Genomic DNA, 13,912 nt, shown 5'->3' with positions numbered 1-13,912 from the left:
CTAGCGACATGTAAACAGTCTTCAATTATTTCTACTCTCTTGATGATAGTAATTTGATTTCCTGCACTTGCTGCTCACAAATGAATCCCGGGTTTTGGAGCGATAAATGATGGTTTATTTTGTAGCCTGGATGAAAGCCGAAGGCTGTAATCCGGGATTAAGCTGAAGCAATCCAGGGTAAATCTATCTTTCTGGATTGCTTTGCAAAGAGGCCTCGCAAAGACGAAGTACACACCCCGTGAATGTTTATAGGGACTTCCAGGCCTGTCCGCATTTTCTAATAGCGACTACTAAAATAAATTCTCTTGTTCTTGATCTTGATTATCCGGCCCTACATCTGGCGAGGCTGTGATGGAATTTGAAGGCGCAGAATCCTCCGCACCAGGTACTTCATGTTCACGAAAATATTCAACAATGGCATTAGGTTGGTTAGTTTTTGCCAGTAAGCCCGTTTTTGGATCAATGCGAACAGCGACAATATTTTGTGGCTGGGGTAATTCCCGCTCCGGCATGTTGGCCAGGGCGACCTTCATAAAATCAATCCATAGTGGTAGAGCAAGGTTTGCAGCGTATTCGTGCAAGGACTGAGGATTATCAAATCCAACCCAGGTAGTAACAACTAATTCCGTATTAAAGCCAGCAAACCAGGCATCGACTTGATCATTGGTTGTTCCTGTTTTGCCTGCTATGTCCTGGCGATTTAACACTTTCGCCGCCCGAGCAGTACCTTGCTGAATCACACCTTTTAACGCAGTATTCATTAAGAAGGCGACATCAGCCGGAATGACGCGTGGTGCTAGTGTAGCCGGGTCAGCCTTGTTTAGATCGCAATTATTACAAACCACGGATGGTTTTGCTTGTAGAAGAATTTTTCCGTCATTGTCGGTGATATGATCAATCAAATAAGGTTCGATTTTATAGCCACCGTTAGCAAAAACAGCATAGGCAGCAGTCAAATCCATCGGACTTACCGACAAGCTCCCTAAGGCCAGTGATAAAGCTTTCGGAAGATTTTCTTTGTGAAAACCGAAATGGGTAATGAAATTAATCGCATAATCAAAGCCTATATCATCTAAAACTCGAATAGAGACTAGATTGCGAGAATGAACCAAGGCATCTTTAAGGCGGGTAGGGCCATTAAAAGTGAGATTCACATTATGCGGGCGCCATAAATTCGCTTGGCTGGGATCATCAACTACTACCGGTGCATCATTGATAAGGGTGGCTAACGTGTAACCTTTATTTAAAGCAGCTGCGTAAATAAAGGGTTTAAAACTTGAGCCGGGTTGTCGTTCAGATTGTGTAGCGCGATTAAACTTGCTTTTCTGGAAATTAAAACCGCCTACCAAGGCTTCTATGGATCCATTATTCGGGTTTAAGGCGACAAGTGCTGCTTCTGCTTGTGGGATCTGGGTTAAGTACCATTGTTCATTCTGATAACGAACATAGACAATATCACCAACACTAACGACTTGTTGAGCGTTAGTTGGCGATTTACCCATCCAGCCATGTTTGAGTGCCGGTCTTGCCCAGGATAAGCCTTCCCAAGAGATGGTAAAATTCTGACCGTGTCGGGTAGCGGCAGTCGCTTCTCTTTCACCCACTGCTAATATAACTGCAGGTTCCAGCTCATTAACTACCGGGTATTGGGCAAGCAATTTATGTAAGGAATCGGGTGATTGACCATCGACACCACTTATCTTGGCGACAGGGCCTCGGTAGCCATGCCGGCGATCGTAGGCGAGTAGTGTGTCGGTAACAGCCTTATTTGCGGCAGTTTGTAAGGGACCCTTGATCGTTGTGTATACTTTATAGCCCTTGGTATAGGCTTTAGGACCAAAATGCTCATACAGTGATTGACGAATCATTTCGGCAACGTAAGGAGCACTTACCTCAATATTCGTACTATGGTATTTAGCAGTGATTGGTTGATTAATGGCTTCTTGATACTGCTTTTCATCAATATATTTTTCTTCTAACAAGCGTTCCAGAACATGATCACGGCGCTTTTTGGCAGCAAGCGGGTTAGCGATGGGATTTTGAGTCGATGGTGCTTGAGGCAAACCTGCAATCATGGCTAATTCAGCCAGGTTCAGTTCTTTTAAAGTTTTACCATAATAGACCATTGCTGCTGCACCAACTCCATAGGCGCGATTACCAAGGTATATTTTATTGAGATAGAGTTCCAGAATTTTTTCTTTACTTAATTCACGATCAATTTTGATAGCTAATAAAATCTCATTGAATTTGCGTAAAAAGGTTTTTTTGCGGGTTAAGAAAAAATTACGGGCTACCTGCATGGTAATTGTACTGCCCCCTTGCGATTTCGTACCGGTTTGAATCATACGAACGGTTGCGCGTCCTAAACCGAAAATGTCGACACCAGGGTGCTCAAAAAAACGCTGATCTTCAGTGGCTAATATTGCATGAACCAGTGTGGGGGGAATTTCTTCGTAAGTAAGTGGTATACGGCGCTTTTCACCATATTCCTGGATCAGCAAGCCATCTTGCGTATAGACTCGCAGAGGGACTTGCAAATGAACGGTTTTCAGAGAATCGACGTTAGGAAGCTGGCTTTCAAGATAAAGGTAAAGCAGAATTGCACACACTAGAAGGAGAAAACAAAGGCTAGTGAGAGCCCATAAGCCTTTACGCCAGAAATATGCAGGTTTTTTCATGAGATAAATAGATAAAATCGAATTTGCCGATTATAGCGCTATTTAAGGGTATTTTGCGAATTTTAGTGAAGAAACCCCCTTCTCAATCTAATTTGAGAAGAAGGCATAGTGATAAATCAGAGAAACTGTGGTGACTCAGTACTTTGCCCCTCGTTTTTAGCTGTTGTTTGAGTGGGTTGAGGTGGCAGACCTGTCAGGCCAGGATTGTGCAGGAAGCTTGGGGCAAAAAATTGAGGGCCAAGCCCCGTCATTCCCATAAGAGGCCGCACTGTAGTCGTTCTTACCCTACTAGCAGCTGCTATTAAAGAAGCATTCTCCTTAACTAGACGAGTGTTGTCCTTTTCCAAACTATCCTTGGTTTCTGCGAGGGAGGCGCTTTCATCATATAAACGGAGATTTTCAATGCGTAGATTTTCGGCTTCCAGTCGGCTGGCTTGTTCCTGTTTTTGACTAAGTGCAAGCTCATCTTGGAGACGCTTGTTTTCTTCTGCCGACAATTTTTCTCTTTCTTCAAGAATAGGCAATTTTTCCTGTAGTGCTTCTTTTTCACGCTTGGACAAAGCTTCGCTTTCGCTAATGAGTTCAAGCTCCTTTTGGAGACGCTTGTTTTCTTCTGCCGACAATTTTTCTCTTTCTTCAAGAATACGCAATTTTTCTTGTAGTGCTTCTTTTTCACGCTTGGCTAAAGCTTCGCTTTCGCTAAGACGGGTATTTTCTACTTTCAATCTACGATTTTCTTCTTCTAAATGGGGCAGGAGAATAGCACTATGATGTTCGTCGATTATGTGATCAAGAAATAATTGAGCATCTTTGAGACTGTCGGCGGGAAATACGGATAATTTCTCTATCCCTTCATGCCAACGTTGAATCACTTGCCCGGAACGACAGGTTGATGAATAGAAGTTACCACCATCTATAAAGCCAGAAATTTTTACCGTTGCGTCACGATCTTCTTCATTATAACTTACGGGGAGAGAACTTGTTTTATCGATTTTTAGTAAGTCTTGGGTATTAGTAATCAGAGCCAGTAAATGGGTTTCTATACGTTTGAGCTCGGCCTCACCAAGAGGGGTGGATTTATCAGCAAGAGGTTTTAGAGTATTTAATTCGTAAAGAAAATAATCAAGCAATGTACGCCTTGTCTCATAGGAAGCAGTGGCATCCTTTATGAGCTGAGTTAAGTCTTTTATTAAATCCTCATGTGATTTTTGAAGTAAGCTCTCTTCGGTGTGTCCCTTTAGTCTTTTAGGGTCGGTATAGTTGAGTATGACGGAAACGAGCGAATTAACTAAATTTTGCAGACGCGACATAGTAACTCCTTTTAACTGAAATCAGGATGCAGAATTGCATCCCAGATCGTCAACTATATTAAAACAATACGATGAGCGCAAGCGTTGGACAAATAGATTAATGGAAGTTACAACGTTTAATTTTAAGGCCAGATAATAGAACGGATGCGAAATAAAAAATCTTCCTTTTGTTAAATGGTTGGATTAGAATCAGCGGTGCTATTAAGAATTTTGGCAGGAAAATTAATTTTCTTAATGCAAGTCCATCTTGAGAACGGAATTCACAGGAAAAATGCAAGTGAGCAAATGGTTCAACTCCAAACCGGGTTCGATACTGGGAGTCGATATCAGTTCGACCTCAATCAAAGTGATCGCAATCTCATCAAATGTTAATGGAAAATATCGCGTTGAAGGTTTCCGGTATAAATTGCTGCCAGTGATTGAAGGCGAAATTAGCCCAATAAATGAAATCGACGCAGTCAGTTCTAGTCTCAGAGAAATATTGTTACAACACAATTTCCTCGATTATACGGCAGTTATAGCATTGCCTGATTCTCTTGTTCTTAGTAAAGTGATTCAACTCAGTGCAAAATTAAACCATTCGGAGATAGAGGAAGCCGTCCTTATTGAAGCAGACTATTATGTTGCTCATCCACCCAATCAAGTCAGCGTCGACTTCAAAATATTAGGCTATTGCCCAACAAACTCTTCGATGCTTGATGTGCTGATGGTTGTTGCCAAGACTGAACATGTGAATCGACGGGTAGAGGCAGTTAAACGCGCTGGTTTGCGGGTGAACAGTGTTGATGTGGAGTCCTATGCTATCGGGCGAAGTCTACAATTAATTACCCGGCAACTCTCACTGCAACAGGGGGAAATAGTTGTTTTAATTAGCCTAGGTATGTCACTTACTCATTTCTTTGTCTCGGATAGTAGTAAAATCCTATTTATACACGAAGAAATTTTGGATAGCCGGCAATTATTTGAATCCGCTCAAAAGCACGATGGTCTTTCCTATGGGCAAGACCTGCCTATAGAAGCAGGGGTACTTATGTTACCCGATGCCTACGAGCCAAAGACAATTCAGCCGTTTGTGGAAATTTTGTTAAATGGAATGCAAAAAATCCGGCAATTCCTATCGTCATTGGCTCATCAACCTGTGATTGCCCGGATTTTGTTAGCTGGCAATTTGGCATGTTTGGCAAAGCTTGCGGAAAGGCTGCAAGAAAAAACAACCATTCCAATTCAACTGGCTAATCCTTTGCAATCCCTCGTTATTTCAAACGATTTAAATTCGGAAGAGATCCTGAATAGCGGCCCATCACTTATGGTTGCTTGTGGTTTGGCTTTGAGGCAGGGAGGTTGGGATTATGAGCGAAATTAACTTGTTGCCTTGGCGAGAAGACAAACGGCGTTGGGAAAGAAAGAAAGCCATTTTAACTTTGTCAGGTATAACACTGGGAACAGTGAGTACTATTTTTTCAATGCATCTTTATACCTTATCACTGCTTTCCAAACAGTCACAACACAATCAACGATTAGAAGAAGAAGCTGCCCGCTTTACCCATCAAATACAAGAAATTAATAATTTGAGGGAAGAAAATAAGCGTTTGATCTTACGCATAATAGCTATACGGCATCTGTCTTTGAGCCGTACTTTACTTGTTCACTTATTTAATGAACTGATTAGAGTTCTGCCTGATGATGTTTACCTGGCCGGAGTAAAAAAGAGTAACGACAGAATTACATTCACTGGCTATTCGGCAACAAGTCAGAGTGTGGTTACTTTAATGCGCAATCTGGAAAAAAGTGCTTTGGTCAAAGCGCCAATATTGATTGAAATAAAAAAAATCAGAGTAGAAAAAATCAATAATCATCATGAATTTACAGTAAATTTTAAGCTAAGGGCACCTCAATGTGTTTACACTTCCTAAAATAAATAAATTGATAGTGAACAACTTTACGACGGGGCGCATTAAACCAAGTATTGGAGAGGTAAACCGTTGGTGGGTAATGGTGCTCGCTGTTTTATTAATAATTTTTGATTATGTTTTTTTTATAAAACAGGGTTTTCAACAATATAGTCAGCAGCGGAGTCAGGAAGTTAGTTTGAAGCGTGAGTTTGAGAGGAGACAGCACAAGGCGGCTATTCTTCAGGTGAGGCGTAAAAACTTAAAGAAGCTGAATAAGCGATACAAGGGTTTGCTCACGCAATTTTCGACCTCTAAAGGTCTTAGCATTTTATTGGAAGAACTGTCTAGGGCAGCTAGCACAAATGGACTGGTTTTTGACTTGTTTGCCCCCTTACCAGAGGTAGCAATTAATTTTTATATCGAACTACCAATTAAGATAACTATTCGAGGACGTTACGAGCAATTAACATTTTTTTTAAAGCAACTTGCCCAGTGGGACAAAATTGTGACTATTGATAAGTTTGAGTTATTACCTGTTTTTGATGCGAAACAAAAAGTTAAGAGAGAAATACTGGTAATGAAGCTTATCGCAAAGATCTATAGACCATTATGAAACAAAAAAAGAGGTTAATTACTCTACTAATCACCATGTCAGTGAGTGCCTGTAATTCTTCTCAGGATGAAGCGTTTTTAAAGTACATCAAACAAGTAAAAAATAGAGTGGTTATAGATCATATTGGCAGAATTCAATGTACGAAAGAAACGACATTTGGATACCCGGTATACCAGCATAGAAAAAGTCCTTTCAAGAAAAAAATGGCAACAAGCAGCGGAAAACAATCTTACTCAGCTGATTCTCATGTAGAGCGATTGAAAGTTGTAGGATTTCTAAAGAGCAAGATAAAAAATTGGGCATTGTTTGCCCATGAAAATGGTGAAATAACATATAGAAAATTAGGTGAGCAACCTGAAGTTAGCTATGGGGAAATAATTGAAATGGAGAAACCTCGTTAACTTTAGAAAAAGCGATTCCCAGAAGAGGAAACGACAGAAAAATATCATTTATTACACGTTAAATTTGCGTAACTGGGAGCATGGATTGCATAAAATTGTTCTGTTTTTTTTCTTATTATACCTGGTTGGTGATTATTCGTTTGCTCAGAGCAATGGGCTTAATATTCGTTACTCTAAGTTATCTTTACCAAAAAAAAGAGAGTTATTACAGCGTAATAACCACTTCTCTAATGCTGAGACAGGGAAAACTGGTTTTGAGCAAAAAAGATATACAGGTAAATCCATTTCTTTAAATTTTCAGAATATTCAAGTACGGTCTGTTCTTCAATTACTGGCCGAATTTACTGGAATGGATCTGGTAGTCAGTGATAAAGTAACCGGTAATATTACACTTCGTTTAAATGATATTCCATGGGATCAGGCTTTGGATATTATTCTTGCAACGCGAGCTTTAGGTAAAAGAATTATTGGTAAAGTTATGGTGGTAGCTCCGGTTGAAGAAATAAACGAGTATGAGAAGAGGGAATTGCAGGCTGAGATGGATCTAATAAATTCAGGTCCCATACGATCAGATTTATTACAGATTCACCATGCAAAGGCAGCTGATATTGCTGCTGTATTGCAAGACAAAAATGCGGCTCATTTGTCTACTAGGGGTCGATTAACAGTAGACACAAGAAGCAACACAATCTGGATAAGGGATAATCAGACTCAAATAGAAGAGATCAGAGAGGTAGTTAGACAACTTGATATTCCTGTAAAGCAAGTTCTAATTGAGGCACGGATTGTTAATGTAACCAAAGATTTTGCTCAAGATTTAGGTTTGCATTTCAGTGCATCGAAACCAATCTGTTTAAATAGTATGTCAGGTTGTAAGGCGCAGCTATTAAAAAACGTAGTTTCAGGTGATAAAATTGGGTTTGCTGAGCGCTTAAATCTTGATCTTGCAGCTATGCCAATCACGACATCAGCCGCTTCAGTTGGCATAGCTTTAGCCAAGTTAGATAGTGGGGTTCTCCTTGATTTGGAGCTTTCTGCACTTGAAAGTGAAGGGCGGGGAGAAATAATATCCAGCCCTCATCTTCTAACGACGGATCAGCAAGCTGCTTTTATAGAGTCTGGGGAAGAGGTTCCTTATCAGGAGGCGACCTCTAGCGGTGCGACGGTTGTTGCTTTTAAAAAAGCTGTATTAAGCTTGAAGGTAACACCGCAAATTACGCCCGCCAGCAAAATTTTGATGGATTTACAAATCAATCAAAATACGTTGTCGACTAAAATATTTAATGGTGTACCTGGTATATTGACTAAAGAAGTACATACCAATGTATTGGTGGATAACGGCCAAACTATTGTTTTGGGAGGAATTTACAAGCGAGATAAAAATAACATGGTTAATCGAGTTCCTTTTCTAGGGGGCCTTCCATTGATTGGTGCGTTATTTAAAAATCAATCGACTATGATTAAAAATGAGGAGTTGCTCATTTTCATTACTCCTAGGATAATAAGCAACAACTTGGCGATAACAGCTGGTAAGGAACGGATTACATAGGTTTGTAGGAAGGCTTGGATCAGATAGGTTCGGTAAGCAAGTAGGAACAACTCCCTAAGAATTTTTTTCGGGGGGTGCTATGTTAAATTAAACAGAGAATGCACTCTATTCTCATGTTCAGCTGAAGGGGTATGTAATTAAAAATGAGCATAGTTAAAGTACGAAATATATTTCTAATAGGGCCAATGGGAGCAGGTAAGAGCACGATTGGCCGTACTTTGGCAAAGGAGCTCAAACTTGAGTTCTATGATTCTGACGAAGTGATCGAAGAGCGTGCAGGAGCAGATATTTCTTGGATCTTTGATATTGAAGGAGAGGAAGGATTTCGTCGACGTGAACAGAAAGTAATAGATGAGTTGACACAAAAAAATAATATTGTTTTGGCAACCGGCGGTGGTGTAGTTATGACGCCAGAAAATCGTAATGCTCTGGCAGGTCGTGGTACAGTAATTTATTTGAAAACCTCTTTACAGCAACAATATGAGCGCACAAAGCGTGATACCAAGCGTCCTTTATTGCAAACAGATGATTTGGAAGGACGTTTAGAGACGTTACGGGATGAGCGGGAACCTTATTATGATGAACTTGCTGATATCAGTTTTGAAACGGATAAATTAACAGTCAAAGCCGTAGCAAATAACATTATCAAATATATCTATGGCGAAGTTTGATTTATATCAGGAGTTGGTTATTCGGTTGCCTACCTATGAATATCCAATTATTATCGGGCGGAATTTCCTGACTGATAAAGAGGTATTGAGCCGTTATATTTCCGGTAAACAGGTACTCGTAGTAACAAATACTACGGTTGCACCCCTTTATCTTGATTACCTTCAATCGGCATTCACTGATAGACAATGTGATGTGGTGATTCTCGAAGATGGCGAGGGGTTTAAAAATCAACAGAGTTTATTTGCTATTTACGACACATTGATTGCCAAACAGCATCATCGTGATACTACCTTAATCGCTTTGGGTGGAGGCGTTATAGGGGATATCACTGGTTTTGCAGCAGCTACTTATCAGCGTGGTGTAGATTTTTTACAGATTCCAACAACATTGCTTGCTCAAGTTGATGCTTCCATTGGAGGTAAAACGGCTATCAACCATCCATTAGCGAAAAATATGATTGGCAGTTTTCATCAGCCTAAAGCAGTCATCATGGATTTAGAGACTTTACAAACCCTTTCTGAACGTGAATTTCGTGCAGGACTTGCTGAAGTAATTAAGCATGCCTTATTGGCTGGTGGAGAGTTTTTTGAGCTCATCTATAATGCTTTGCGGGAAGATCTTGATCTAAGAAAATCAGAAAAATTGCCGGAAATTATTGGGTATTGTTGTCAAATAAAAGCCAAATTTGTGCAAGAGGATGAGCGTGAAAAGGGGATGCGGGCTCTATTAAATCTCGGTCATACCTTTGCTCATGCTTTGGAAGCTTATTCGCAATATAGCCGTTGGTTGCATGGTGAAGCAGTAGCAATTGGTCTTTATTGTGCCGCTTTATTATCATACTATCATGCTGGTTTGGATGAAAAATCGTTGCTTTTAATCGATAACCTGTTAACTATGGCTAAATTGCCAAACAGGATTCCAAGCGATATTGATCTAAATGATTTACGTAACTTAATGTCACAAGACAAAAAAATCAAAAACAAGAACTTGCGCTTCATACTTATGAAAACAATAGGAAACTGTTACATCGAAGACTGTGTACCGGAAAATCTTTTGTGTTCAACGTTGGAACGCGCGGTTGAAGGAGATTAGGAAATGCATAACGAGGCAAGCGAATCAGGTACTCAGGATGAGAGCCCACGTGCCAAACATGTTTTTAAACCCAGTTCTTGGCTGACTAAAATTGATTTTATCAATCATTTGGTATTATTTAATAACAAGATGTTAACTGTCTTAGCGGAACAGGGCGGAGGGAAAACAACCTTTATTGGTTTGTTGCAAGCTGGTCTAGATACGTCTATTAAATCACATGTGATGACCGCAACTGCACCATTCTCGCAGACCGATTTTTTAGCCCAGTTAGCTGCTATTTTTCATTTGAGGGACGATGCTGAACCGACGATTGCTAATATTTTACATCAAATCAATGAACGTAAAGCGCATGTTTTAGTAATAATCGATGAAGCGCAACACTTACCAGATGTTCTATTGCAGGATATTTTAATCGCTTTACAGCAACAAAAAGAAACTAATTTCTTTCATTTTTGTCTAGTCTCAGATTTTTCTATCGTAGCCAGTTTAAACAAATTGAAAGCCGATTCATTTGAGCCATTGATTCATACTTTAGAGCCTGGAGTATTGACAGAAAGTGAGATGAAAACCTATCTGTTGCATTCCTTACCCGCACCAAAGCGACTAGATAAAACAATGACGGATAAGCGCTTAGGACAATTCTATCAGTTAACAGGGGGTAATATCGCCCGGATTAATAGTCAAATGATAAATTATTTTTGCCCTGGATCGTTGAAAGCAGGAGTGAAGCAAAAATCATTTGCAAAAAGCATGAATATCGCAGCCAGTTTGGTAATTACTGTGTTGGTATCTGTTTATATCTGGCAACACCAAAATTTGGTATCACCCGACAAGCTCTTGCCGCCCAAACAAGATCTCCCTGAACCAGTTTCAGTAATTAGTGAGGAACCCTTGTTTTCAATTGTTCCTGCGGTGCCCCAGATACAGAATGAACCCGAGTTGGCTAGTGAGATGCCTGTTATTGAGCAGGAATTGATCAGTAAAATCCCGGCCTGGTATATTGCAGCAGAGGTTCAGCCAGTTCAGCCACCTCCTTTGAAGAGGATAACAAATATAGTGCTTGATGATGACGACGGAAATGATGACTCCCTCGTTGTTATGGATAGAGTTGTCGTTATTCCCAAAACATTACAAAGACAGTCTTTAACTGGAGTGGAGAGTGAGAATCCGGCGGTCAGGGAAAATATTTCTGATGCTCAGCTTAAGCAAAAAATTTCTCAATCAGTAGCAGAAAAAGAAAAGGTAATAAAGGATAAGACGATAAAGGAGCAATATACCATTCAATTGCAATCCAGCCAAAATCAGGATGATTTGAAGCGCTTTATGCGCACTCATCATATCGAACTGAATGCAGCAATACGGTTAACAAAGCGTCAGGGTATGGATTGGTATGTGTTGACTCTTGGTGAATATGATCAATTTGCTCAAGCGAAAGCAGTTGTCAGTAATTTGCCTACCGACTTGATACGATTTAAGCCCTGGATTCGTTCTTTATCCGGCCTCAAGGAATTAGGCTAGCTGTCATCATAAGATGAGGCGGTTTGCTTTCAATCGCACGCCGCCTTGCCCAACTAAGGTAACCGGTGATCGCCATTGTTGTGTATAACAACATTAATAAGAAATGGAAAGGTAGCTCTTTCTGAAAATACAGATAGGCGTACAGTGCGTCAGTAAAAAACCAGAGGATCCACGTCGCAATAGCTCTATAGCACATGAGCCCTTGTGCAACCAGGCTTAAGGCAGTTGTCAGGGCGTCCAGTACTGCGACATTTGAATGAGTAAAAGTTAACAGAAGCTTGGCAATAATAGTGTAGAACAAGCCAACAATAGCCCCAACAAAAAGCCATTGTTTTATCGAAAGTTGTAGAATGAACGGTTTATCCCCTTTTGCGGGTAAACGCCATAAATACCAGCCATAGCAAACGCTAAAGAAATAAAATGCCTCGAGCAGCATATCGGCATAAATACCTTTTTGCCAATATAACCAACCATTTAAACAAGTGGCCAATAACGTGGTTAGCCAGGCTTTACTATCCAGGCGGATAAAAAAATAGGTGGACAATAATGAAACAGATGCACCAAATAAATCTAACAACATTAACAATCCCTACGACGGCATGACCCGACAGGTTCAATGGGTATAATCTCAGTCTTACCAGAGACTCATAAGAAAACTCATTGCGTGTGGGAAAGATGCAGCACCGTACTGGCGAAGCGATACTCCACTGCAGAGTAGTATTTAAAGAGTCTAGTAAGACACCCCTAATTTCTGGATAAGCCTTGTCAACTGTTGAGTTGAATCTTTTTTAACTCTCAATTTGGCTTACATGAGATAGCGATTTTATAGTAAACTGATTCTTATGGGAAATTAAAAATTTTTCTGCTAGTCTTTAGTATCCAGAGGTCGCCAAGGAGAGAATCATGTACAAAAGGGTGTTATTCGCAACAGATTTCGATGAAGTTGGAGTGAGAGCGGCGCACAAGGCAAAAAAAATTGCTGATGAAAATGGCGCTGATTTGCTTCTCGTTCATGTCGTTGAACCAATTCCTGCCTATGCTTACCCAGGTTTTGCTGGTTTTGCAGAAGTCGAGGTTTCAATACGTGAGCAAGCTGAAAAAGAGTTAGCGGCTTTAGCTAAGAAATTAGGAGTGGATAGTGCGCACTGCATGATTGAATTTGGTTCTACCAAGAATGAAATTTTGCGTGTCGCTCAAGAAAAGAAAATTGATTTAATTGTGACCGGTAGCCACGGTAAACATGGTCTCGCCTTATTGTTGGGTTCAACGGCAAATGCCATTCTGCATGGCGCAGAGTGTGATGTACTGATTGTGCGTCCCCACGTGCAGGGTTCCTAAAATCTGTTGACATTTCCGGTATGTTGGTCGAAAAGCGCTGACTGTCCGTAAATCAGCCCTTTTCGACGCCTGCGAGCGGCTTTTATTATTATCGCGAAGTAGGTAAAGAAACCTAGCCTTGCTTTGGGCTAGGCTGCTAAACCAGCTTAAGCAAATCCTTCTTCTTTAAGCGATTTCATAATTGATTCTCTACTATGAAGTTCTTGAAAGTAGCCGGGTAGATGCGAGTATTCGGTAAGATCAATCTTAAAATTGGTAGACCACGTAAGCATCACAAATAGATAGGCATCAGGTAGGGTAAAATGATTTCCTGCCAAGTAACGATGTTGAGCCAGTTGTTTATCAATAAATTCCAGTTTTTGTTTAATGGCAGGTATATAAATTTTATCTTTTAACTCCTGTGTAATAGCAGGGTTAAAAAGGGCTCCAAAACTTTTATGTAATTCTGTAGTTATATAGTTTGACCAGCTAAGTATTTGATAGCGATTGATATCTCCAATCGGGGGGCATAATTGGTCTGCTTTATATTCATCAACAAGATATTGCTGGATAACCAGATTTTCAGTAATAATTTCACCGTCATCAAGTTGGAGGGCGGGGACAGCTCCTTTCGGATTGATTGCTAAATAATCTTTATTATCTTCCGTTTTTTTTGTTTTCAGATCGACGGATACATAATCACATTTAAGACCGATTTCGTTGATAATGATGCGTATTACCAATGAGCAAGCACCTCGTGCAAAAAATAATTTCATCGTTCGTCCTTATGTAGAGTAGTTTGCCCTACATTTGTAACGCGCCTTGAGCAGAACTACAAGTCTGTTTCTGTATCTTGTTGAAGGCAATTGT

The 13,912-nt window shown here is 40.3% G+C and carries 12 protein-coding genes and 1 pseudogene; 9 read left to right on the top strand and 4 right to left on the bottom strand.

Features of this window, described 5'->3' with window-relative positions; translation table 11 throughout:
- Positions 1-290: 290 nt before the first annotated feature.
- Positions 291-2,678, bottom strand: coding sequence for a penicillin-binding protein 1A (locus Lfee_RS13155; protein ID WP_058447461.1), 2,388 nt, complete (start codon positions 2,676-2,678; stop codon positions 291-293).
- A gap of 116 nt (positions 2,679-2,794) precedes the next feature.
- Entirely contained in the window at positions 2,795-3,988 is a 1,194-nt protein-coding gene (locus tag Lfee_RS13150; RefSeq protein WP_058447460.1) for a hypothetical protein, read from the bottom strand.
- A 277-nt stretch (positions 3,989-4,265) separates the two neighbouring features.
- On the opposite strand from Lfee_RS13150, the gene pilM reads away from it, so the two are divergent.
- From pilM to Lfee_RS13110, 8 genes and pseudogenes are all read left to right on the top strand, one after another.
- Positions 4,266-5,351, top strand: a complete 1,086-nt coding sequence (gene pilM / locus Lfee_RS13145; protein ID WP_162262694.1) for a type IV pilus assembly protein PilM — start codon at positions 4,266-4,268, stop codon at positions 5,349-5,351.
- Positions 5,338-5,901, top strand: a complete 564-nt coding sequence (locus tag Lfee_RS13140; protein WP_058447458.1) for a PilN domain-containing protein — start codon at positions 5,338-5,340, stop codon at positions 5,899-5,901. The genes pilM and Lfee_RS13140 overlap by 14 nt, the downstream gene beginning before the upstream one ends.
- 79 nt (positions 5,902-5,980) lie before the next feature.
- Positions 5,981-6,493, top strand: a complete 513-nt coding sequence (locus Lfee_RS13135; RefSeq protein WP_256593784.1) for a type IV pilus inner membrane component PilO — start codon at positions 5,981-5,983, stop codon at positions 6,491-6,493.
- The gene (locus tag Lfee_RS13130; protein ID WP_058447456.1) at positions 6,490-6,894 is read left to right on the top strand and encodes a hypothetical protein; all 405 of its coding nucleotides are present in this window, start codon (positions 6,490-6,492) and stop codon (positions 6,892-6,894) included. Before Lfee_RS13135 ends, Lfee_RS13130 begins: the two co-directional genes overlap by 4 nt.
- Positions 6,895-7,162: 268 nt before the next feature.
- Positions 7,163-8,443: pseudogene (locus Lfee_RS13125) on the top strand (type IV pilus secretin PilQ); the annotation flags it as partial.
- A gap of 143 nt (positions 8,444-8,586) precedes the next feature.
- Positions 8,587-9,114 carry a shikimate kinase AroK gene (gene aroK, locus Lfee_RS13120; RefSeq protein WP_058447454.1) on the top strand — a complete coding sequence of 176 codons (528 nt, stop codon included), beginning with the start codon at positions 8,587-8,589 and terminating at the stop codon, positions 9,112-9,114.
- Positions 9,101-10,207, top strand: coding sequence for a 3-dehydroquinate synthase (aroB, locus tag Lfee_RS13115; protein ID WP_058447453.1), 1,107 nt, complete (start codon positions 9,101-9,103; stop codon positions 10,205-10,207). The genes aroK and aroB overlap by 14 nt, the downstream gene beginning before the upstream one ends.
- Positions 10,208-10,210: 3 nt before the next feature.
- Positions 10,211-11,725, top strand: coding sequence for an AAA family ATPase (locus Lfee_RS13110; RefSeq protein ID WP_058447452.1), 1,515 nt, complete (start codon positions 10,211-10,213; stop codon positions 11,723-11,725).
- Here Lfee_RS13110 and pnuC read toward each other — a convergent pair.
- The gene (pnuC, locus tag Lfee_RS13105) at positions 11,709-12,305 is read right to left on the bottom strand and encodes a nicotinamide riboside transporter PnuC (RefSeq protein WP_058447451.1); all 597 of its coding nucleotides are present in this window, start codon (positions 12,303-12,305) and stop codon (positions 11,709-11,711) included. The genes Lfee_RS13110 and pnuC overlap by 17 nt on opposite strands.
- Positions 12,306-12,628: 323 nt before the next feature.
- Between pnuC and Lfee_RS13100 the strand changes: the two genes are divergently transcribed.
- Complete coding sequence (locus Lfee_RS13100) at positions 12,629-13,063, top strand: universal stress protein (protein WP_058447450.1); 435 nt, start codon at positions 12,629-12,631, stop codon at positions 13,061-13,063.
- 146 nt (positions 13,064-13,209) lie between these two features.
- Here the strand turns inward: Lfee_RS13100 and gstA are convergent, their stop codons facing one another.
- Positions 13,210-13,818: a glutathione transferase GstA gene (gene gstA / locus Lfee_RS13095; protein WP_058447449.1), complete on the bottom strand. Its 609-nt coding sequence runs from the start codon at positions 13,816-13,818 to the stop codon at positions 13,210-13,212.
- Positions 13,819-13,912 lie beyond the last annotated feature (94 nt).

This window comes from Legionella feeleii (assembly GCF_001467625.1).
Lineage (GTDB): Bacteria > Pseudomonadota > Gammaproteobacteria > Legionellales > Legionellaceae > Tatlockia > Tatlockia feeleii.
This window is presented reverse-complemented; position numbering and strand designations above follow the sequence as displayed.

Bases quoted from the DNA above. Each gene is read 5' to 3' on its own strand.
- Lfee_RS13155 (WP_058447461.1), bottom strand. From the start codon at position 2,678: ATGAAAAAACCTGCATATTTCTGGCGTAAAGGCTTATGGGCTCTCACT.
- Lfee_RS13150 (WP_058447460.1), bottom strand. From the start codon at position 3,988: ATGTCGCGTCTGCAAAATTTAGTTAATTCGCTCGTTTCCGTCATACTC.
- Lfee_RS13140 (WP_058447458.1), top strand. From the start codon at position 5,338: ATGAGCGAAATTAACTTGTTGCCTTGGCGAGAAGACAAACGGCGTTGG.
- Lfee_RS13135 (WP_256593784.1), top strand. From the start codon at position 5,981: ATGGTGCTCGCTGTTTTATTAATAATTTTTGATTATGTTTTTTTTATA.
- Lfee_RS13130 (WP_058447456.1), top strand. From the start codon at position 6,490: ATGAAACAAAAAAAGAGGTTAATTACTCTACTAATCACCATGTCAGTG.
- aroK (WP_058447454.1), top strand. From the start codon at position 8,587: ATGAGCATAGTTAAAGTACGAAATATATTTCTAATAGGGCCAATGGGA.
- aroB (WP_058447453.1), top strand. From the start codon at position 9,101: ATGGCGAAGTTTGATTTATATCAGGAGTTGGTTATTCGGTTGCCTACC.
- Lfee_RS13110 (WP_058447452.1), top strand. From the start codon at position 10,211: ATGCATAACGAGGCAAGCGAATCAGGTACTCAGGATGAGAGCCCACGT.
- pnuC (WP_058447451.1), bottom strand. From the start codon at position 12,305: ATGTTGTTAGATTTATTTGGTGCATCTGTTTCATTATTGTCCACCTAT.
- Lfee_RS13100 (WP_058447450.1), top strand. From the start codon at position 12,629: ATGTACAAAAGGGTGTTATTCGCAACAGATTTCGATGAAGTTGGAGTG.
- gstA (WP_058447449.1), bottom strand. From the start codon at position 13,818: ATGAAATTATTTTTTGCACGAGGTGCTTGCTCATTGGTAATACGCATC.